At 64.2% G+C, this 20343-nt stretch carries 28 protein-coding genes; 17 read left to right on the forward strand and 11 right to left on the reverse strand.

Going from position 1 to position 20343, the window contains the following annotated elements; all coding sequences use genetic code 11:
• Positions 1-101: 101 nt before the first annotated feature.
• The 6 genes from LXM64_RS03470 to LXM64_RS03495 form a co-directional block, all read right to left on the reverse strand.
• Complete coding sequence (locus LXM64_RS03470; RefSeq protein ID WP_234074632.1) at positions 102-2273, reverse strand: type IV secretory system conjugative DNA transfer family protein; 2172 nt, start codon at positions 2271-2273, stop codon at positions 102-104.
• A complete protein-coding gene (locus LXM64_RS03475; RefSeq protein WP_234074633.1) occupies positions 2266-2523 on the reverse strand; it encodes a hypothetical protein in 258 nt (85 codons plus the stop codon). Before LXM64_RS03475 ends, LXM64_RS03470 begins: the two co-directional genes overlap by 8 nt.
• 28 nt (positions 2524-2551) lie before the next feature.
• Positions 2552-2746, reverse strand: coding sequence for a hypothetical protein (locus LXM64_RS03480; protein WP_234074634.1), 195 nt, complete (start codon positions 2744-2746; stop codon positions 2552-2554).
• Between the two features lie 50 nt (positions 2747-2796).
• A complete protein-coding gene (locus LXM64_RS03485; RefSeq protein ID WP_234074635.1) occupies positions 2797-3438 on the reverse strand; it encodes an MT-A70 family methyltransferase in 642 nt (213 codons plus the stop codon).
• Positions 3439-3769: 331 nt separating this feature from the next.
• Positions 3770-4054: a hypothetical protein gene (locus LXM64_RS03490; RefSeq protein ID WP_234074636.1), complete on the reverse strand. Its 285-nt coding sequence runs from the start codon at positions 4052-4054 to the stop codon at positions 3770-3772.
• A gap of 16 nt (positions 4055-4070) precedes the next feature.
• Positions 4071-4370 carry a hypothetical protein gene (locus LXM64_RS03495; RefSeq protein ID WP_234074637.1) on the reverse strand — a complete coding sequence of 100 codons (300 nt, stop codon included), beginning with the start codon at positions 4368-4370 and terminating at the stop codon, positions 4071-4073.
• A 134-nt stretch (positions 4371-4504) separates the two neighbouring features.
• On the opposite strand from LXM64_RS03495, the gene LXM64_RS03500 reads away from it, so the two are divergent.
• The gene (locus LXM64_RS03500; RefSeq protein WP_234074638.1) at positions 4505-5476 is read left to right on the forward strand and encodes a hypothetical protein; all 972 of its coding nucleotides are present in this window, start codon (positions 4505-4507) and stop codon (positions 5474-5476) included.
• Positions 5477-5565: 89 nt separating this feature from the next.
• On the opposite strand, the gene LXM64_RS03505 is transcribed toward LXM64_RS03500, so the two are convergent.
• Positions 5566-5853 carry a helix-turn-helix domain-containing protein gene (locus LXM64_RS03505; protein WP_234074639.1) on the reverse strand — a complete coding sequence of 96 codons (288 nt, stop codon included), beginning with the start codon at positions 5851-5853 and terminating at the stop codon, positions 5566-5568.
• 137 nt (positions 5854-5990) lie between these two features.
• On the opposite strand from LXM64_RS03505, the gene LXM64_RS03510 reads away from it, so the two are divergent.
• Together LXM64_RS03510 and LXM64_RS03515 are read left to right on the forward strand one after the other, a co-directional pair.
• A complete protein-coding gene (locus LXM64_RS03510; RefSeq protein WP_234074640.1) occupies positions 5991-6917 on the forward strand; it encodes a hypothetical protein in 927 nt (308 codons plus the stop codon).
• A gap of 129 nt (positions 6918-7046) precedes the next feature.
• Positions 7047-7382 carry a histone-like nucleoid-structuring protein Lsr2 gene (locus tag LXM64_RS03515; protein WP_234074641.1) on the forward strand — a complete coding sequence of 112 codons (336 nt, stop codon included), beginning with the start codon at positions 7047-7049 and terminating at the stop codon, positions 7380-7382.
• A gap of 46 nt (positions 7383-7428) precedes the next feature.
• On the opposite strand, the gene LXM64_RS03520 is transcribed toward LXM64_RS03515, so the two are convergent.
• Positions 7429-7941 carry a hypothetical protein gene (locus LXM64_RS03520; RefSeq protein WP_234074642.1) on the reverse strand — a complete coding sequence of 171 codons (513 nt, stop codon included), beginning with the start codon at positions 7939-7941 and terminating at the stop codon, positions 7429-7431.
• Positions 7942-8397: 456 nt separating this feature from the next.
• On the reverse strand, positions 8398-9099 hold the full coding sequence (locus LXM64_RS03525) for a hypothetical protein (protein ID WP_234074643.1): 702 nt from the start codon (positions 9097-9099) through the stop codon (positions 8398-8400).
• A gap of 405 nt (positions 9100-9504) precedes the next feature.
• On the opposite strand from LXM64_RS03525, the gene LXM64_RS03530 reads away from it, so the two are divergent.
• The 11 genes from LXM64_RS03530 (at position 9505) to LXM64_RS03580 (ending at position 17533) form a co-directional block, all read left to right on the forward strand.
• Complete coding sequence (locus LXM64_RS03530) at positions 9505-10194, forward strand: hypothetical protein (protein ID WP_234074644.1); 690 nt, start codon at positions 9505-9507, stop codon at positions 10192-10194.
• Between the two features lie 137 nt (positions 10195-10331).
• Positions 10332-10658, forward strand: a complete 327-nt coding sequence (locus LXM64_RS03535) for a hypothetical protein (RefSeq protein ID WP_234074645.1) — start codon at positions 10332-10334, stop codon at positions 10656-10658.
• Between the two features lie 157 nt (positions 10659-10815).
• Positions 10816-11295: a DUF3846 domain-containing protein gene (locus LXM64_RS03540; protein WP_234074646.1), complete on the forward strand. Its 480-nt coding sequence runs from the start codon at positions 10816-10818 to the stop codon at positions 11293-11295.
• 269 nt (positions 11296-11564) lie between these two features.
• On the forward strand, positions 11565-12386 hold the full coding sequence (locus tag LXM64_RS03545) for a hypothetical protein (protein ID WP_234074647.1): 822 nt from the start codon (positions 11565-11567) through the stop codon (positions 12384-12386).
• Positions 12387-12406: 20 nt separating this feature from the next.
• Entirely contained in the window at positions 12407-12832 is a 426-nt protein-coding gene (locus LXM64_RS03550) for a hypothetical protein (protein WP_234074648.1), read from the forward strand.
• A gap of 35 nt (positions 12833-12867) precedes the next feature.
• The gene (locus LXM64_RS03555; RefSeq protein WP_234074649.1) at positions 12868-13347 is read left to right on the forward strand and encodes a hypothetical protein; all 480 of its coding nucleotides are present in this window, start codon (positions 12868-12870) and stop codon (positions 13345-13347) included.
• Between the two features lie 379 nt (positions 13348-13726).
• Positions 13727-15001, forward strand: coding sequence for a putative T7SS-secreted protein (locus tag LXM64_RS03560; RefSeq protein WP_234074650.1), 1275 nt, complete (start codon positions 13727-13729; stop codon positions 14999-15001).
• Entirely contained in the window at positions 15001-15474 is a 474-nt protein-coding gene (locus LXM64_RS03565; RefSeq protein ID WP_234074651.1) for a hypothetical protein, read from the forward strand. Before LXM64_RS03560 ends, LXM64_RS03565 begins: the two co-directional genes overlap by 1 nt.
• Positions 15471-15755: a WXG100 family type VII secretion target gene (locus LXM64_RS03570; protein WP_234074652.1), complete on the forward strand. Its 285-nt coding sequence runs from the start codon at positions 15471-15473 to the stop codon at positions 15753-15755. Before LXM64_RS03565 ends, LXM64_RS03570 begins: the two co-directional genes overlap by 4 nt.
• Positions 15756-15835: 80 nt before the next feature.
• Complete coding sequence (locus tag LXM64_RS03575; RefSeq protein ID WP_234074653.1) at positions 15836-16129, forward strand: hypothetical protein; 294 nt, start codon at positions 15836-15838, stop codon at positions 16127-16129.
• 87 nt (positions 16130-16216) lie between these two features.
• Positions 16217-17533 (forward strand): hypothetical protein, encoded by a 1317-nt coding sequence (locus LXM64_RS03580; protein ID WP_234074654.1) that lies wholly within the window; start codon positions 16217-16219, stop codon positions 17531-17533.
• Positions 17534-18168: 635 nt separating this feature from the next.
• On the opposite strand, the gene LXM64_RS16145 is transcribed toward LXM64_RS03580, so the two are convergent.
• Together LXM64_RS16145 and LXM64_RS03585 are read right to left on the reverse strand one after the other, a co-directional pair.
• Complete coding sequence (locus tag LXM64_RS16145; protein WP_419144851.1) at positions 18169-18267, reverse strand: hypothetical protein; 99 nt, start codon at positions 18265-18267, stop codon at positions 18169-18171.
• Positions 18268-18282: 15 nt separating this feature from the next.
• Positions 18283-18480 (reverse strand): hypothetical protein, encoded by a 198-nt coding sequence (locus LXM64_RS03585; RefSeq protein ID WP_234074655.1) that lies wholly within the window; start codon positions 18478-18480, stop codon positions 18283-18285.
• A gap of 471 nt (positions 18481-18951) precedes the next feature.
• Here LXM64_RS03585 and LXM64_RS16080 point away from each other — a divergent pair, with 471 nt between their 5' ends.
• From LXM64_RS16080 to LXM64_RS03595, 3 genes are all read left to right on the forward strand, one after another.
• Positions 18952-19080, forward strand: a complete 129-nt coding sequence (locus tag LXM64_RS16080) for a hypothetical protein (protein WP_326490537.1) — start codon at positions 18952-18954, stop codon at positions 19078-19080.
• Positions 19081-19180: 100 nt separating this feature from the next.
• Positions 19181-19492 carry a hypothetical protein gene (locus LXM64_RS16085; protein WP_326490549.1) on the forward strand — a complete coding sequence of 104 codons (312 nt, stop codon included), beginning with the start codon at positions 19181-19183 and terminating at the stop codon, positions 19490-19492.
• A gap of 173 nt (positions 19493-19665) precedes the next feature.
• Positions 19666-20199 carry a hypothetical protein gene (locus LXM64_RS03595; protein ID WP_234074656.1) on the forward strand — a complete coding sequence of 178 codons (534 nt, stop codon included), beginning with the start codon at positions 19666-19668 and terminating at the stop codon, positions 20197-20199.
• Positions 20200-20343: the final 144 nt, after the last annotated feature.

Here is a 20343-nt window from a genome sequence, read left to right on the forward strand (position 1 = left end):
ATGACGCGGGAAACGCTGCGTGGAAGTGTCAGCGATCGGACGGTCGAACGGACGAGCGACCGGACACCCTTCCCCTCCTCTAATCACGTTGAGTTGGGCAGTCATGGGCGTGCCTTTCGGCGTCGACCGATGGGCTCGTCGGAGTCGGTACTTCCCACGTCAAACTGCTGAACTTTGGGCATCACTCTGCCGGCATCACTCTCCGGGGCTACCGCTCCGGGAGTCGCTGCTTCCGTCGGAATGGCCCCGTAGCGGGCGCGGCTTTCGGCCAGGACAGCATCGGGGTTGGAGATCGCAACCGGCGGCGGGAGCGTGACCGCTGAGAACCAGCCAGACTGCACCCCACCGCTCATGAGGTCGACGTAGACGTGGAAGGGCGGCAGCTTCATGACGTCCTCCGGGGTGAGGGCGGAGTGCTTCGTGACGGCGGCGGCATCAGCGGGGTCGGCTTGGAATTGGATCTTGTTCCGGGCATTGGCGGCGATGCCGGCGAGCAGGTTCGTGGGCATCTGGGCGCGGTGCTGATGAGCCAGGTGCCAGGCGACGTTCATCGAGCGGGATTGCTCGAGGGCTTCGCCCAGGTCGGATTCGTACTTCACGAACATCTGCGCCTCGTCGAGGTAGATCGAGACGGGGCGGCGCTGCTCCTTCGGCACATCGGCGCGGGCGAGCGTTTGTTGCCACAGCTGGCTGACTAGAAGCGAACCGACCAGTTCTGCCGCAACAGGCCCCAAGAGTCCCCGGTTGAGCGGCACCACGAGGATGCGGGGCTTGTCGAAAAGGTCGCGCAGATCGAAGCGAGGCGCGGACTGATCCAGTACCGCGCGGATGGAGGGCCGAAGCAGGAACTGGCGCAGCCGGGTCAGGACGGGGCCGATCATGGCAGAGCGCGCTCCGGCGCTCATTGCGTCGTACTGCGCCCAGAACTCGGCCAACGACGGGTCGGCGATTCCCTTGGTGAACCTGCGCCGGTACGGGTCATCGGTGAGCAGGCGCGGGAGGTTCGCCAATGTCGAGCCTTCCCGCCCAGCGAGCGTCAGCAGCGAGGCGTGGACAGCATCGCTGGTACGCGGGCCGAACGCCGACGGGAAGAGACCGCGGAACACGGAAAGGAGGCGGTCAGCGACGAGCGGCGCTTGGTCGCCGGCTCCTGCGAAGGGGTTCAGCCCGACCGGTTCGGAGTTGATCGGGTCGAGGACGACGACGTCGCCCGAGCGAGCCTCAGGGATGACGGTGAGGACGTCCATGGCGAGGTCGCGTTTGGCGTCGATGACCACGACGCTTCGGCCCGCCGCGATGTCAGCGGCGATGAGGTTGAGGAGCACGGTGCTCTTGCCGACGCCGTTGGGCCCCATGACGTGGCTGTGCCTGACGGCATCCTTCATCGAGATCCCCACAGGACGGCTCGGACCGGGTGCGTTGGTGGTCGCAAACACCCGCTCGCTGCTCGGTGTGAAGCCCGCGGGTGGGGCGATGAGGCGTGGGTAGATCGGCGGCATGCCGGGGAGCGCGGTGTCGCCGGTGGGCCAGCCGACGAGGCAGAGAGTTTCGGCCGCGGTGAGGCGCAGCGGCTTCTTCGCGGGGATGACGGCCTTGTCGACCGACTCGGGGTGATCGGAGACGAGATCGATGCGGGTCGACCCGGTCTGGAGCTGTCGCAGCGCGGCGAGGACGCCGTGGACAAGGAGGCGACGTCGGACGGGGCTGGCGGCGGTGACGCCGATGCGGATGGTGGCGCGGAATCGATACTGAGCCAGTTTGTCGCGCAGATCCGCCCGAACCTCCAACGGCGCCGGACGACTGCCCTGCAGGATGAGGTCGAACAGGCTCACGTTCGGATCCGGCGTTGAGGCCGGCAGCGGCTGCGGCGGAACGCTGGCGCCGAGGACGACCTGCAGCACCAGCACGTCCTCCTTCCCGACCGCTCCCGACAGAGCGGCGTAGAGGGCGCGGAGTGCGGCTCCGGTGGTGTCGAGGCTGAGACCGAGGTTCCGCTGACGAATCCGTACGCGCCCGGCCCGTTCGACCGGCAGACGATCGGATTCCAGATCCGTCACGGCGACACCGGGCAGGAGGCGCCGCAGGCTGCTACTAACGCCCGAGAGCGTAGTGCGGTGCCCGCCCATCAGGTGACGGATGGTGCTGCCTTCGGCGCGGGCTTCGAACACGAGCGGACCACGGGCTTCGTCAGCGGCGAGCGTCCCCAGGAAGCCGAGCGCGATGGCAGCGTCGAAGGGGCGCGGCCAGTGCAGCTGACGCCAGGATTCAGTCATGGGCGTCCCCACCGATCGCGTCGTTGGCGACTGAGGCGTTGGGACCGTCGATCTTCGTCGTCGTCGTCGCGGTGGTGGTCGTGTCGGCGACCTTGTCGCGGCGCTCGGCTTCCTCCATGGCGGCGTGCTCGAGGAGCGCGCGGGCGAGCGCGTCGTAGTCCGGATGCTCGCGACGTTCTCCGCGGACACGGATGCGGTACTGGCGAGGCGGACGTCCGCGCCCCCGCTTCGGTGACGATGACCGGCTCATCGGCGGGCTCCGTTCACGTGCGGCGGGGTCACCAGCGGTCGCGGCGCGCCCGCAGCCACCACATCAACCCGCCGACGAGCAGGACGAGAGCGAGAACGACGATTAGCCACGCCCACACCTGCTGAACGAGCCACACGGCTCCGGAGAGAAGCAGCGCGACGAGGAATACGCTCCAGGCGAAGGCCTTCGCGGCCTCCAGCGGGCCGCGGTCGGGAGAAGACATGAAGCACTCCATTCAGATGACGAGAAGGGTGAGTGAGGCGGCGGAGTTCATTAGGCATCAGCGGTCTCCTCGTCGTTGACGACGACGGTGTCGCCGGGGGCCTCGACGCCGATGTCGCTGGGCACGGGATAGCCGGAAATGCAGATGTCGCTCTCCACCTCGTTGCCCCAGATGTCCCACCCGGGGAACGGGCGCCGAGCGAAGAGCTCGAGGTAGGGGCCGGGGCTCATGCGCATCACCATCTGGTGCACCTCCTCGGGCTTGTGTGAGTGGTCCTGACGGGGCAGCATCGCGAAGCTGCGCTGCCCCTTGAACTGGGCGGGCAGATTGCCTTTCACGCCGAGCAGCAGGGTTTCGTGTGCGTGGCGGAAGTACTGGCCGAGACCCATCTGGTCCTTGCCCCAGACGAACTCGTCGACGAAGCGGAACCCCCACCCGCGCATGATGTCTTCGGCGACGTGACGAGTGGCCGGATAGCACCAGAGGTAGAGGTGGGCGTTCTCGTCCGCGAGGTCACCGATGGGCATCGCGGCGATGGCGTCGAGTGTCATCAGCGGGTACTTGCTCGCTGCTCCGTACTTCCCGGACTGGCCTGTGGGCCACGGTGGGTCCACGATGATCGCTTGGTACCTCTTGCGCGGCAGGCTGGTCGGCGGGTTGTGGCCCGCCGTGGTGTTGGTGGTGTTGGTCATTGAGTCCTCCTTTCGGCAGCCGTTTCTTTTGCGGGCATGACGAACGTCGATCCATGACGACATGACGAGAACGGAGCCCGGGACTGCTGCCCTGAGTTATGACGGACGAGGGGCCGGACGTAAACCGTCCGATCGTGCATGTACGGGGTTATTAAGTGAGGTTGAAGAAATCAACGTGGGGGCCGAGTAGTGGTGCGGGCGGCGGCCCCCACGTTGATGTCCTCGCCACAGTGGCTGCGGGGAATGTGCGTCGGCGACGGTGAATGGGGTGCGGGGTGCTTCGCGGTTCTTCGACGGTGCGGATGAACCTGCGTGGAGCCACGCGGTCTGGCTACTTGGGAAGGTCGCCGCGTGCGATGTAAACGGCGCGCGCGATCTTGCGTTTCGTGTCGTCAGCGGCGATGGACTCGTCCGCCAGCGCGGAAGCGAGGGAGAAGATGGTGGCGCGCAGCTGGCGCTGACGCCGATCGAGCTCACGCTCCATCCGCGCTCTCCGAGACGCGCGGGCTCGCCGCACCTGCTCCACCACCGCTCGCATGACCAGCGCCACAAGGACGCACATCAGCCCAAAGGCGACGCCCATGCCGAGAGGGTCGAGCAAACGGGTGACGTCCATGAGAGATCCCCTTCGTTCAGTACTGCTGCGAGCGGCGCGAAGCGCCCTGTACGTAGCCCATAACCAGCGGTGTAACCAGTGGAGCGGCTTCGGGGATGTCGTGCAGCTGCGCCTGCGTCATGCGGTAGAGCGAGATGGCGTTGTTCACGCCGAGCGCCACGTGGACCATCGCGATGTGCTCGGTGACCGCCGCGATTTCGCTTCGCGCGGCGAGCTCGTCGAGTTCACGCTTCGTCTGGCGTGCCGTTGCCCCGGTGAGCCTATGGCCGGTCTGCGTGATGTGAGTGCTACCCCCGAAGGGCATGAGATCCGACATTGGTTGGGACCTTTCGTCTGTTGGTTTCTGCGGCTGGTTCAGCCGCAGAAGCGACGGTAGGTCCGCAGAAGTCACCGGCTGGAAAGTAGGAATAAAGTCGGAACAAGACGCCTGGCTACTTTGGGGAGTAACCGATGACGCAACAGCAACCGACCACCGCCGATCTCTTCTTCGATCTCGCGCTTCTGCGCAAGAACGAAGGCTTCGTTGCGCACCGGCTCGACCGCGTTGACACCGTCGCCGAGCTCCTCCAAGGCGACAACACCGACTCGTTCGACAGGCTTCGCCACCGCTTCGTCTCTGCGATTCACGCGCTCCCGTCTGCTGATGCGGAACTGCTGCTCGACATCTTCGCGCTCAGCCCAGAGACCGAAGGGATCCCGCGGCTGCAAGACCGCCGCCGAATCCACGGCGCGCGGATTCAGCGAAGCATCGACACCGTGGCCGATCGGGAGCCATCCGCCCTGAACCAGCTCGCGTCGCGGCTGATCCGTGGCACCTACCCGCAGTCGCCGCTACGACTCGATGTGCCCGAGATGCACAACGGGATCATCTACGAGACCATCAGCACCCGCATCGTCGTCGAGAACCGAATCTGGACGAAGACCTACGAGCACTACCGCTTCGTGCTCACGATCGACGAACTGGACTGGGTCAACGTCGTGCGTTCCTACGACGGCACCGTCTTCCCCGACCCCGACGGCGCGTTCAAGGTCAACACCCGTCCGATCGCCGGCGCCGGCTGGAACGACTACTTCTGGCACCTCAACGCCGCCCGCACCGCCACCGAGCCCATGCGACGAGGCGAAACCTACGACCTCCGGTTCGCCATCCGCCCACCAGCGAGCAAGACGAACGATTCGCTCACTCTGGCAAGCAGGGCTTTTCACGAGCGCGCGCTGCTGGCCATCATCGAAGTGCAGTTCATCGGAGAAGTCCCCGCCTCCATCTGGAAGTACTCACAGCTCAGCCCGTTCGCCCGATCGACCGAAGCCAACGAATACAACCGCGCAACCGCGAACCAGGAAGGAATTGTGTCGCTCCGTGCGCGTGACCTGCACGGCGGTCTGTTCAGTGGCATCTCCTGGACCTGGGATCAGAGCTAAGGGGCATCTGGCTCGTTGGCGTGGTGCACCGCCATGTTGAGCGATACGCAGCGTGATCGTGGGGGAGCCGACCAGCACTCTGTGCCGAGTCAGCCTGCAGTGATCGTCAGGCGCGGAACGTCGGGCAGTAGATCGTCAAGGCGGACGTTCAGCACCTGGCAAAGAGTCAGCACAGTCGCGAGACGCGGGTTCGTTGCAGCACCGCCGCGCGTCACGGCCCCCCGCTCGTACTGCTGGTAGGCGTAGAGCGAAATGCTGGCTCGCTCTGCCATCTGCTCCTGCGTGAGCCCCTTCGCGTCGCGCGCGCGGCGTAGGTTCATCCCGAGTTCCCGGGCAAACTGCGCCCACTCGGGGGACGCTGCCGAGCTGGGGTTCACCGCTTCAGCCTGAAACCAAGAAGAGTTGGTGAGAACCAATAGAAATTGGTAAAGTCCGGAACTAGGCTGCCCCGACGCTCCCGAGGCGGCTCGCCGCACGCCCGGCTCAACGCTCTACGCCCTTGGGGGAACATCCAATGACCCGACCCTGGCGCCGCCTTCGGCGCACTTCATCCGTCGCTGCCGTCGCGCTGACCGTGGCCGCACTCGCGATCATGCCGCAGGCCGCCAGCGCTGCCGACGACGTGCCCGAGGTAATCGTGAGCAATGTGGCCGTCAATACGGCGACCCCCGAGGCTGCGACCGTCACCTTCGACTACGCACCCAACGACAACGCTGAGCTCCGTGAGCCGCCCTACAGGTTGCGCGTCTACATCTCCCCGTCGAACGTGAACTACTGGGAGACCGACACCATCGACTACTTCACCATCTCGTCGGCCAGCTCCTACAGCAAGACGTTCACCCTCGCCCCCGGCAACTACAACGCCTCAGTCGGGGCATACCCAGTCTTGAACTGCATCGACTGCGGCGGACCGGAACCGACCGTGATCACCACCGTGCCGTTCACGGTCACAGCCGTCACGCCGACCCCCGAACCCACGCCGACCACGCCCACACCCGAGCCGACGCCGGAGCCCACAACGCCCGCGCCTCTGCCTTCGGAGACTTCCACGCCCGTTACGCCAGCAGCCTCGCTCTCCGTAACGAGCGTCCTCGCCGGAAGCGGCGTGACGGTCACGGCAACCGGGCTCGCGGCCAACGAGCCCGTCGAGATCTGGATCCACAGCACGCCCGTCCAGCTCTGGACCGGCGCAGCGGATGCAACCGGCGCGCTAACGCAGGCGATCACGATTCCCGCGGGTATCCCGTTGGGTGCTCACCAGATTGAGGTCCGGGGCGCTACGAGCGGTTCGCTCTGGCTTAACCTCACGGTCCGTGGCGCTGAACTTGCCGCGACGGGCGCAGACGGAAGTGCTGGCGTCGGCATCGGTGCGGCCACGCTCCTGCTCGGTGGCGCGGCCGTCCTGCTTCTCGCGAAGCACCGCCGTCGAGAAGCTGATTAATACCCACCCGGCAAATAGGGCGACCGCATGGCGGGCGCCCTATTTGTTTGCGTGTGTATGAAAGAGTGTGGATTGGATTTCGCGCAAGTGGCGGTGATTCTTTGATCTGGTGTGTCATACTCACTAGCTATGGCTAAGCAGCAGATCACCCGACTCATTGACGATCTCGACGGCGAAGTTCTCGAAGCCGGCAAGACCATCCACTTCTCTCTCGAAGGTCGCGCCTACGAAATCGACCTCTCCGACCAGAACGTCGAGAAGCTCCGCGAGGCATTCGCGCCGTTTATCAAGGCCGGACGCTCTATTGGAAGTGCTTCCCGCGGCAGCTCGACGCGTGGACGCGCTGCGAAGAAGGACAACCGTGACCTCGGTGCTGTACGCGAGTGGGCCGCGGCTAACGGCTACGAGCTCAGCGCCCGCGGACGCGTCCCCGCCGCAGTGCTCGAGGCGTACGACGCCCGCTAGATGCCGGTTCAGTGAGCCGGCCTGGGTGGCGTCGGAGGCTGACGGGTCACACGAGCACGACAATTCCGGCGGCTAGACCGAGGACCATGTAGATCGCGAATATGACAGCTGTTGACATGGTGAACGGGCCGAGACGCCGCCGCCGCGTGTACCGTTCGATGGACATCGTGCTGATAATGCCGCTCATCAGAAAGCCGCTCAGCAACGACAGCACAGATAGAGCAGTGGCCAACAACCCAAACTTCTCTTGGATGACCGAGTTGGTGATGAGCGTAACGGCGAGAGCCAGTGAGGAAGCAGCGACGGCCGAGCTTTCGCCTGCCCGTGACGCGATCGCGAGAAGGCGTTCGGTCGTCAACTCCAGCGAAAGATCCTTGAGGCGTCCGACTGACCGCCCGTCATCGCTGGAAAAATTCTCCGGCACATGATAGATCTCCTCGTCGAGGAGACCCTTTATGTCATTAATGCTGTTCGATCGAAAGATCATTGCGAAGACTGGCGCATAGAGCAACGCCGCGGCTGACAGCCAGAATGGCATTGCCGCAAGCGCGAACGTCATTTCGCGTCGTACTTGCACATGACGGCGAGATTCGCCCGAGGCCCACGAGTTCCGAACTGTTGGTTGCTGTTAGAAAGTATGAACGTTGTGATTTCTAGGTCGTGCGGGGAAGGATGCGCGACGGCGCCTATGTTGTGAGCTATGGGGCGCGACAGCTCCCTGCGGCGAATTCGTGTCGCCTCTTGATCCGCGAAGGACGCGTTAATCGTCCAGGCCGACTCGCCGTAGGATAGGTACTCGCTATGAGAGACAACTGAGCCACGGATGTGAAACCTTCGTTCACTCCCGTCTACAAGTATGACTTGATGCACTAGCCCGATGTCGTTGGAGTCCAGTTCGTCACACCGCTGGCCCGTCTGTCGGTCCCGTATCAGCTGAGTCTCGATCGAAAGCCCTGCCCTCGAGGCTCCCCTCTCCTCCATGCGCTTCCGTGCGCCTTCGTTCGTGGCCAATCCTCTACCTCGACGATTCGAGAATGGAGCTGACAGCTCGTCGGGCTAGCAACTTAACGAGCGGGGTGGCAGTTCGATGTATCAGATCTAGCGAACGCCCCAAATCTCCCGGCTCGACAGCCAGCATGGTCTCCGGGAATCGCGCTGCTTCGGCTCCTGGTGTCGCGGGGTTCCACGCGACGGCCGCGCGATCGTAGTCAACTCTGTAGAAGGAGATTTCATCCGCTTCTGCGAGCGCAAGACGCGCGATTTCGGGAGCAGGACGCACGGACGATGTCTCATCATCAAAGATGACCAGACCCTCGTGGTGGATATCTTCAGATCCGAACTGCTTGCGGAAGGCTCTTATGGAGTCGGAGAGGCCGGTTCGAGAGGACCACGCCAGGCGAATGGTGTTGGGGTGCCGCTCCCATTCAAGGTATTCCCCCGAATCGAACTCGACAGAGCCTGCTTCCTCCTGGAAGTCGCTGATCTCGTGAATCCTCTTCATGTGTTCGGCCCCAACGCCGTCGCCCTCGCCAGCTCGCCAGAGCTGCGCGGTTGCTTTGGTCTTGACGCGTTCAGTGGGATGGAGCTCGCGAGGACCTGCCGCGAGCGATCGCTTTCTGAAGTAGGCCTGATCGCGCCGAGCCTTCCTATCTTTGGCTCTGCGCGTCTTGTTCGTGCGAGGCTGCCTACGGTCGTACTTGTTGTCAGGTTTCGCCACGCCGGCACAACCCCCCTCGATCGGACAGCACGGAACAGCATCAACCTGGAGGATCCGAGATGGTGCATTCTGCGACGCCCGAGTTCAGTCGTGCCATACATAAATGTCCTCATGATGGCAGTACAGGGCCGGTGCGTCAATACCAAAGTTCCTGATCGCTGTGGAAAAATCGGCTCACCCTCAGGCGCGCCGGCTCCACCAGCGAGACCTCGAAGGGTCCCGACAGCGACGATCCCACCCCTACGCCCCCAGGTGTATGTCATGCGCACAAAGTAGTGGTGGAGTAGAGACACAGCGGCGCGCGCGGCGGCGTGTCGGCATAACACAAAATCCGACCAACTCAGAAGTGTGTTATGCCAGCGCCAAGCATGACGTTCCGTTCTGAGTGCCCGTAGGCTCCTGGGCATGATCGGAGTGGCCGCTGCCGCCAGGTTCGATACCTCGGACGAAGACGAGTGGGCGTCAGTCGTTGATGCAGCTTCAATGCGCCAGTTGCTTCGACTGGAGTCCGATGAGACCTTCAACCGGCGCATCCGAGACGCCGAGCTCTTACCACCCATCGAGTTCCCCTCCCTCAAGGTCAACGGTGCAGCACACACGTCGCGCAGCCGCGGACAGATCCGCTACTGGCGGCTGAAGGACGCACTGGTCAACCTGTGTATCGAACAGCTACGCGCCGCTGGTTACAGGGATGTGTCGGTCACCCGACGACTTGCGATCAGCGCGGTGGAACTCTCGCAGCTCCATGGCGCTTCCACTCAACTTCTGCTGTGGATGGGTGGCCGTCCACGGCGGCGCGCAGCTCGCCAGACATCCGGCAGCTACGCACAGTTGGCGCTCGTTGACAGCGAGCGGCTTGTGGATGTTCACTCGGCCGCGCCCGATCCCGTCCTAGCTGGCTTGTCGAACTTCGAACTTGGGGTCGCCGCAGACTACGCGGTTCCCATGGCGGACTCCTTGCAGGCCGCGCTGGAGCTCTCGGTTGAGCGGAACTTATCCGCTATCCGGCGCGACCCTAAGTTGCTTCGCGCGAACTACTCCGGCTGGACCCACTATGCGAACGCACGCCCTGATCGACGGCCGAGCGCTTTGTAGCGAGCACGATCGGACACTTGCCACATCTCTCGCTCTGTCGTTCAATACGGCTGGGCAGCTGCTCTCTCCTTGCCGGTCTGCGGTCTCCGTGAGAACCAATCGAGTTCTCGGCCGCACCTGTCAAGGAGGTGACCCGCATGAGCGAGTCAGAAGCACCACCCGCCACTGCCAACAGCCTGGGCTACGGTCCGGTCAAGCCCCTCGCGGTCAGACTCAACGAGTCCACCCGCACGCAGCTGGACATCATCGCCCAGCTGCGTGATCGCAACGTCACCGAGGAGGTACGCCTCGCCATCGACGCATGGATCGAGCAGGCAAAGGCCGACCCGGCCCTGCAGCAGCGCGCCCAAGCTGCGCGCGAAGAGATCGAGCGCGAAGCCAGCACCAAACGCGAGGCCATCGCGGCGATCTTCGACGCCGGCGCTCCGCCGAAGGCAAGCCGATCGCGCGCAGCCGCTGGCTGAGTGGCGCCACCCGAAGGTGGTCGGCCAGGATCGAGCGCACTCGCGTTCTCCTGGCCGGCCGCCGACTCACACCCACTCTTCCCGTCGCTCGTTTGTGTTCTGCGATCTGCAGAGAACCCATCCGGTTCTCGGTCGCTCACACAAAGGAGAAGAAGACATGGTGCGAGGCGTTCTCATCCCCGCGACGGACAGCCACGACCTCACTGCCTACGACGCGATCGGGCTCGAGGACTACCAACGAGCGGTCGGCGGCTGGATTGAAGCGGTAGATCTGCCCGCGTTCGGCAGCACGCTGTTCGTGAACGAAGAAGGCTTACTGCGCGGGTTGCCGTTCAACCGACGCGCGAGCTTCCTCTGGTGGTTCCACGTCCCGAGGGCGCGCAACCAGGCTCGCCTCGTCGGTGATGCGCTACTTGTGGGGTTGCCCGACGAGGCTGGAGAGATGACCGACCTGCCTATCGAGACCAGGCGGGCGCTCCTCTCGGACGACCTGTGGCACCTCGAGCTGCGCGATACTCCGGGCGACGCATGGATCCGCGATCCGAGTGGCGGTCAGACCTACATCGAGGCTGTCGTATGGAGTGTGCTCGTCAGCGAGGTCTCGGACGCCGAGACGAGGCTCGTGCGGCGCCATTAGTCACCCAGGCGGTGATCGTCGAGGCTCCAGCGTTACTGCTGTTGAGCTCGATGGTCACCGCCTTTTGTCATGCGGATCGGTCCTACGAAGTGACCGCTCGATCTGCTTGAGATTGCTGCTTGCGGGTAGGAGTTGTGCCCCACTACGTTGAGCGCACGGGCACTGTCTGGGGGTGCTCGATTCGTCTGCTGGGGGTGTCCATGGGTGTGTCTGGCGTGCTCGGATTTGTTGCGAGCGGGGTGTTGGTGTGGTCTTCGTTGGTTGGTGTCGTGGCCGATGATTCCGCCCCAACTGCGGAAGACACGGTCGTGACGTTCATCGCCACGGACGATGCGAGCTTCGATGAGGTCTTCAGCTCGATGATCAGCTCGAACGACGCGGCGGATGTCGCTGACTTCCTCGATGCGCAAGCCGAGGCGGCGGAACCTGTCACGGAGGATCTGGGGCTCGCTGATACGAGCGTGGACGAAGCGCGAGAAGTGCTCGCCGACGCTGCTGCGACAGCGGAGGACATCGCCACGACGCAGGATGCGGATGGCGCACCAGCCTCCACTGGGCTCGTCATCTCTCCTGCGTCGTTTGCCTCTCATCGCACACAGGCTCCTCGAGCGGCCGGCGTGGTCCGTGCGTCAATGAACTCGGCTGCGGTAGCCGGGAGCTCTACGAACAACCGGTTCTCCTGGAAGTTCGAGAATCGGGCCTACCTGAGGGAGTGCAGTCTCTGGTCGTGCACCACCAAGTCCTGGCTCGACTACCGACTGGTGACGGACCCTGGCAAGACGACGACGCGCACGAACGTTCAGTTCATCCGCGGCGGTGAGGGAAAGATCCGTGGTGTCACGCTTCGCACCACCGTGCTCTCCGCCGGGTACAACGTCTCGGACGTCACCAACAAGTGGTCGCCGAACGTGTCCGGGATGTATCAGTGGAACAGCGGACACTCCTCGACCAAGGGCAAGACGTTCCAGATGTACTACTGGCTCGAGTTCGCCGGCCCCGGTGCCGTCGCGGGCAGTTACGAGTACAAATCCGGACGCACATCCGCCTGCAGCGAGCCGTCGCCAGGCGCCTACCGCTGCCTCTTCCCCTGATACTGCAAGAGGAGGACCGCATGAGCGAAGACGAATTGGCGCGCATCAGATCAATGACCCAGGACGAGCTGTGGTCTGCCAGCGGCAGATCCGACCTGAGCGTCGAGGCCTGCGAGGCGATCATTGAAGTGGGCAATGAAGACGTCCTCGCCGGCCTCGCCGGAAACTTCGACGCGCCCGAAGCGGTGCTCGGAAGACTCGCTGAACGCGACGACCACGTGGGGGTCATCGCGAGAGAGAACCCAAACGCGCCAGCGGATGCGAAGGACCAAGCGCCTATCGGCAACCTCGGCAACTCGGCCATCGTGCGCTACATCGAACAGCGAGCCGCGTCTCCAACTCAAGCGCAGGCGCTGGCAGATGCATACGAGCACGCGCCCCACCCGGGCGGACCTGCCCTTGGAGATGTCTGGAAAGAGATTGTCAGTCACCGCAGGCAGATCTGAAGGACGGCCGCCCGGAAGCAACGGAGAGTCGCCGCATGGATAGGTTCATGGGCGTCGACCCAGAAGGGCTCACTGCTGTCGGCCGGATCGTCGTGGCCGCAGGTCGGGTCGAGATGGTGCTGGCGCTCGTCGCCAGCGAGCTCGGACTGCCCAACCCGCTGCGTGCGGCTGGCGACGTTGTCAAGGACACCCGACGCGCTGCGCGGAAGTCGGACCCCTTGCTCGCCCCCCATTCCGACCTGGTGCTCGGCTGGCTTGCCAAGATCCGTGCTCCCCTCGAAGTCCGACACAGAGCGGTCCACGGTGTGCACCTCACAGATTTCTCTCCCGACGGCGACCGGGCCCCAGTGCAGTGGCTGATGAGGAGCGGCGAGCGGATGAAGGTCGACGTCGCGGAGTTCAACGAGACCGCTGAGACTCTTGCGCGGCTGAACACCGAGGGCATGAATCTGTTTGGTGTGTTGCACGCGGCCAATTTCAGACGCAGCCGGCGTGTGGATCTACGCCCGGAGTAGCTCGCGGAGCGTCGAGATCTTGGAGATGCGGACTGTGGAGAACTCGCAAGTCCAAAGGCCCGACGCCTTACGCTGGCAACCTGCAAATGACGGGGGAGGTCATGGTCAGGTTCGCAGTGGACCCAGAAGATCTGTCGACAACGGCTGCGGCGGTGGAGAGCATTCGTGGTGAAGCAGGATCGTTCCTTGAGACGTGCTCTGCTGACGCAGGAAACGCTGATGTAGCCGTCGCGATCTCGGAGATGTTGTCGCAAGTCGCCTCGACCTGGCAGAGCCAGACCGCGGAACTGGACGAGATCTCGAACCGACTCCGAACGACCGCTGATCTGTATCGTCGCGCGGATCTTGACTCTGCTCCGCGCGGGGATGGAACACTCCCTTGAGCGAGCTCGGAGAAACGACCGACCCGGTGAAGCTCGTGCCGGGCTCTGTCTCCGGACTCATGGACTCCGTCACGCTCTGGCGAAATCGTAGCGATCTAGCGCGAGCGGTGAGCGATCGACTCCATGATCTTCGTGCTCCGGAAAGCTGGCAGGGAGACGCGGCAGCCGGATTCATCAGTCGACGTGACGCTGCGGCGGCTTCGTGGGAAGCTTCCGCAGAGATGCTGACCCGGGCGGCTGACTCGCTTGATGAGTATGCGACCACACTTGGGTGGGCCCAGCAGAAGGCAGCTGACGCTATCGACATGTGGGCAGCGGCGGCCGCGCAGACCGCAGAGTCCGCGCGCCGCACTCGTGAGATGGAGCGGCTGGCGGGGCCTGGAGACATCCTTCCGCCCGCTGTCGACGGAGGCGCTGAGCTTCGTACCGAGGCGCGGGCACTTCTCACCTATGCCCGAGAGCAGGTCGCGACCGCCGGAGCCACGGCAGCCAGCGACCTCCGTGCAGCAGCAGGCATTGCGCCACCTGCTCCGAACCCATGGAACGCCCTCGGCGTTCTCGGCGCCGTGATGGTCGAGATGCAGATCCAGATTCACTGGAACACGATCGTGGATCTCGTCAATGGGACTGCGTCGATCGGGAATGCGATCCTCAACAACCCCGAAGCGCTCCTCGCAGTCCTCGGCGGTTCCGCCATGATCGGTGGCGGTGCGGGCCTCATCGGTGGCGGTGGGGCGGCGTCGCTGACGGGTGCGGGAGCGGCTGTCGGTGCGCCGGCGGCTGGAGCGGGATTTGCGGCAGTGGGTGCCGGCGCAGCCGCTGTGGGAGCAGGCGCCACCGTGATCGCGTCCGGGGCTCTCGGAGCGAACAGAGTCGAGTTGCTTGAGCGGCGCGGGTACGACCGAGGCGACGGACGAGACGACTACGGTCAGTTTGCCAACGGGCAGAGCTCGAAGCCCTGGGTCGATAAGGAGAAACAGGGGCTCGATGAGGTCGAAGAAGAACTTGGAGCCACGATCAACCGAGATAAAGTGCGAGCTTCCGCCGAGGGCACGGACCAGCAGCGCTACTTCGATGGTCTCTACAAGAACCCCGACGGCACGTACACGGCCGTCGAAGTGAAGAGCGGAAGCGCCGTTGACAAGTACCTTCGGAATGAAGGCAATCAGAAGGCGTTCGATGATGCCATCTCGCCGTCCAGCCCCGCCCGCGTGCGTATCAATGGTGAGTGGGTCGATGTCGTGAAGGTTCGAGTACAGGTGGTGGAGTGATGAGCCGGTTCTACTACACAATCGACGGCCGCAACTCGACGGAGTTCGTCGCCGACCTCCGGTCGCCCAAAGAGCAGCTCGCTCACCTCCTCGGGCTGCTTCACGCCGGGAAGCGCTCGACGTTCACGCTCGCACCGGTGCCTGACGGTGTCGAAGTGCTGAGGTTCATCCGCAGCGGGGGCTCCGACGTGTTCCTGCAATGCGCCGGAACGGGCGACCAGCTCACGATCGAGTGGCGACGACGCGAGGACGACGGGGAGACCAAGCTCTACACGCTCGGACATAGCGAGCGTCGCGCTCCCGAGCTGGTGACCATCGAGTTCTTCCATGGGGAGCGCAGCACGCAAGTCCACCCCGACGAGGTGTTCAGCGCCGACGAAGCGGTCGAGATCTTCTACACCTACCTACAGACCGGCACGATTCCTTCCGTTTACGCACTGAGGGAGTTCGACATGACTTGGCCAAAGCCATGACGATCCAATTCGACAGCGGACAACACGACCAGCTGCTCCACCAGCTGCACGCAGCCACCTCTGCCATCCAGGACCACCTCACGGATCTTGAGGACGCCGTTGGAGAGGTCGAGGAGCGCTGGAACGGTGCTGCCCGCGCGGCGTACTCGGATGCTCAGATGCGGTGGTCGGCCGCCATGCGGTCTCTCCACAGCGTTCTCAAGCAGGCGGACGACGCCGCCGCGAAGGCCGGCGAGACACTGAGCGCGGCCGAGAGAGCAGCGGTCAGCCTCTGGGCCTAAAGCCAGAGGCTGTGCTCGGGCGGCCGGGACTGTGGACAACGGCTCTCGGATCAGAACGTCGCTGAGTACGCTGCATGGCCATGGACGATGTCCTTGCTGCCGCGGCTCAGCCACGGTGCCCGGAGTGTGGCACTGTCTTGCGCACGCGCGCCTACGGGCTCTACTGCGGCGGCTGCGATCTCGACGTTCTGGATGTCGGTACCGGGGAGTCCATCGGCCTGTCTGCCCTCGCGGCTGAGTTGGGGCACACCGAGCATCGGCTCGGGATGAGGATCTATCACTACGTCCGTCGGAAGTACCCGGAGCATCGTCCGGGTGACCCCTGGCTGCTGACACCGGAACAGGCCGACGACGTGCGGAGGAACGTACGGTGACGCCCCACGCGGCGCGCACGCACCCACTGAAGACGTAACAGGGTTTCGTTCATCCGGACGTTCATAGCCGGGGCTACTGTGCGGCTCATGGCGAAGAATCCGACCGCATTGACTGCCCCACAGGTGGCGGTGCTCCGCTGGATTGAGGCGGGCTGTCCCGAGGGCGTCTACACCGAAGGATGGAAGCATCGGATCGCTGCGCGCGCTCTCGAACGTCGTGGCCTGGTCAGCATCGCCGGGCGTGGCTCGACCTGGCGCGCCACGATCACTACGTCCGGTCGTGCTTGGCTGGCAGCACCGCCAATGGCAGATGTACTGCCGTCGGACTCGGAAGCCGAGGCGTTGATCATGCAGGTGCTCGAAGCCGGCGGATCTCTCATGGTTGAGGCGGCACAAGGCGATGAGTTGAAGTCGCTTGAGCGCCTAGTGCGGGCGTCGCTTCACGCCGCTAACCGTCCTCGAGGACAGAAGCTTGAGTTGTCGGGGAACTGGTACTACTCGCGTAGTTCGGAGCGCACTGTGCGGCTGGTGCCCTACTTCGAGGACTTCGTCGAGAAGCATCCGGTGCCCGTACCGGACCGTGTCGGGAAGTACCACCCGGTAGTGCGGCACTATCTCGACAGTCGAGACTGGCAGTACGTCTCGAAGGAGCACCTCAGCCGGGCCGCTCGGATCCTTCAGGCCATTGCTACCGAGGCAGAACGACGCGGGCTCACCGTGATCTCACCCAGCAAGGCCAAGAAGAACCAGAACAAGCATCAGTCGAAGCCCGTGGAAGGGCACATCTGGCTCGAGACGCCCCATGGTGAGTACTCCGTCGAGGTACGTGAGACTGCAGGCAAGGGCGGACGAACACTGAACTATCAGGAGCGCTACAACGCCAAGCAGGCCAGGTGGCTCTGGCGCAGGCAGACCGAGTTCATCTCCACAGGCGAGCTCGAAATCACCCTTGACGGGCGATACACGTCGTACAAGGGAGAACGTTTCAGAGACAGCAAACGCGGACGCCTCGAGGACAAGCTCCCCGACCTCTTCGCAGCGCTCGACCGCTACCAGCTTCACGCGGAATGGGACGCCGAGCAGGCTCGTGTGAAGGCAGAGGCCGAACAACAACGCAAAGAAGCCGCACAGAAGGCCGCACAGAAGCGGTACTACGAGGCGGCTCGCTGGAACTACTTCCAGAGCCTCGTCGACGCACACGAAGCGGCGGAGCGTCAGCGGCAGTTCGTCGCCGCGGCGCTGCAAGCCGCTGCTGGCCTCGATCCCGAAGAGCGCGCCGCATCCGAGGATTACTTGCGCGACATGCAGAAGATGGCCGACGCGAAGGACCCGCTGCTCGCCACTGTCCGACTGGTGCCGATGATCCCGGAACCGAACCAGGAGGATCTCCGCCCGTTCCTCTAGAGGGGCGCCCAGGCGGCTCGCGCTCCGCTTGGCGAAGCGAACACGGCGGGGCCTTCGCTGCTTCTCAGCGAGACGATCTGCGCGGCCATCCGCGCTTGAAGTAGTCAGCACGCCGGTCACGTGTCGGCAGTTCTCGAAGGCCAGGGGTGTCCGGCTGAGACAGAACCCATTGCAACGCCGCCGCAGGAAAGAACACTTCCCCGTTCTCCCAACCGCGCATCGGTTCCCACCATCCTGCGTCAGGAGCCGGGCCGCCTGCTCGATGCACTTCCTCGAGCACGTACGGCGACACAGGTTCCCATGGATGATTAATCAGGCGACGCCTGACCATCTCCGGTGTCTGGGGCCACCACTAGTCGATCTCCACCGTCTCTTCATACCTCACCAGGTGGCTGCTCGCGTGAGCGCGGGCCACAGGTCAAGATCGTCGACGTCAGATCGAGCGCTCGGAGGAGTCGCGCAGCTCCCGAGCGATACACGAAGCCGCACTCGAGCTTTCGCCCCGTAGGCCGTCGCGCACGATAGTGGCCCGTTACGAGCCGGATGTGGCAGACGACACTCTCATCGATACGTTGATCGGAGACCCCTGTATTGCGTCGGTATGCGTGGATGGGTCGGCCGAAGCAGCCTCCATCCTATTGGCCGCGTGCAGCGTCGTAGGCAGCCAACACGTTTGGCGATAGTACCCGTCGGGTACTCACGGTCATTCCCTGTTCCAGCGCCCATTGCCGCACAACCTGTGGACCACGCTATGAACCTCGGGGCCGCTTTGGTCGCACCAGGAGTTTCAGCACGCGCTCGGCGTTCTCGCGGCGCTCGCCTCGTCCGAAGGTCGCCACGATCGCTAGGAGCAGTTTGAGGCCGTAATGCGCGGCGACGGCGACCAGGGCGGCGGCTGATGCGGGTGGGGCGGCGTCGAGGAGCTGCGAGAGGTAGTCGGGCACCATGTCTCCGAACTGGCGCTAGCGCCCCGTCGCCCGGCGCCGGTCAGGAAAGACAGGTCGGCTAGGGCTTCTGGTGGGCGGACTAATCCGCAAGCTGCGATCGAATCAAGCGGACACCTTGCCCCGCCCCACGGGGAGGACGGGAGGTGACGGCGCGAGCGCAGACCACCTGCGGGGAGACAGGGCACCGGTCCCGCCGGCTTGGGGCCTCTCCGCCGATGAGACAGGGTGCCGGTCCCGCCGGCTTGGGATCTCATCGTCAATATGTTCAACCCCACTACGTGGGGCACCCCGGAGCTACGCGGCGGGGACGACCCCACAGCTAAGCAGTGGGGCGGGTATTGCTTCTGAGTACATTCTAGATCGACTGCCGGACAGCCGCACCGGAAACGATCAGTTTCGAGCGATTGCGGGAACTTACAAACGGACGCCCCCGCCGCTCGTTCGGGGACGCCCCAGGGTTACTGTCGAATCATGGGCAAGCTCTTCGATGAAATCGACGCCAAGCTGGCCTCGTGGATTGAGGCTCAACCGCTGTGGTTCGTCGCTACCGCACCGCTCGCGGAGGCCGGGCACGTGAACGTCTCCCCCGCGAGGCCATGACACGCTGTCTGTTCTTGGACCTCGCCGCGTTGCTTGGGTCGACTACACCGGCAGCGGGGTTGAGACGATCGCGCACCTTCGCGAGAACGGACGCATCTGTCTGATGTTCCCGTCGTTCGACAGCCGCCCTCGCATCGTCCGTCTCCACGGAAGAGGTTCTGTCCTCCTGCCCGGCGATGCTGGCTTCGATGAGGTGGTCGATCTGCACCCAGACAACCCGAGCACGCGCGCCGTGATCGCATTGGACGTGACCAGGATCAGCGACTCTTGCGGGTGGGGAGTGCCGATCATGGACGTGCGTGACGAACGCGACCTCATCCGACTCCAAGCCGAGAAGAAGGGGCCCGGGGGGATGGAGAACTACCGACGCCAGAAGAACTCACTCAGCATCGACGGCCTACCTGGCCTTTAGAGCGCCAAGGCAGCGCGCCCGCCCCGAAACTGTGGGCCGACCTATGGCGTGTTGCTAAAGGTTGATTCGTGGTGTGCGGGTGACGCTTGGAGCGTGTCGCGTACTGAGATCTCCGATGAGGCCTGGGCTTGGTGACCGCCTGCCTATGCCAGGCGGATCGGTAGCCTGGGAGCATGCCGGAACTCTTCCGAAGTGCCGCCGGAAGCTTGCAGGAAGCCGGGTGGACGTTTGAGCCGCCGACGTCGATGGAGAACGGCGTTCCCTCCCCGCTGCGCGCGGCACCCGAAACGGTGATCCGCTGGGTGTCCTCGTTCTCACTCCTGTCGAGCTCAGACGAGACGGTGTGGTTCTTGTCCCGCGACGACTACTCGACCGGCGCGGAGGGGGCGTTCGCGTGGAACGAGTGTGAACTGCTGAGCATCCAGGCTGCGACGACGGATGATGAGGCGGTCGCGGTCTCCCGTTTCTGGAGGCGCCACGCACCCATCCTGCTTTCCGTTCGCAACGGATACGAGTACCTGGCGGTGCGAGACGACGGAGCAGTCGTCCACGGTTCCGAGCCAGAGTTCGAAGAAGCGGTCGTCGTGTTCTCTCACTTCGAAGATCTGCTGAGGTACACCACCGCGCGGCCGGCCCGGCGCGACCAGGTCGTCGACAGCTTGCTGTTCGGTGCCGCCGACGTCACTGACCCGACGCCAGGCGACTAGGGGTGTTGCTAAACCCATTGGAGTGTCGCGGCGAGGCAGATGGCGGAGTGGTAGTTGCGGGCGGTCTTTTCTGATCGCATCGCGATGCCGCACCACTGCTCGAGCTTGTTGAAGCAGCGTTCGACGACGTTGCGGCGCTTGTAG

It is taken from the genome of Microbacterium binotii, from assembly GCF_021398715.1.
GTDB classification, from domain to species: Bacteria; Actinomycetota; Actinomycetes; order Actinomycetales; family Microbacteriaceae; genus Microbacterium; species Microbacterium binotii_A.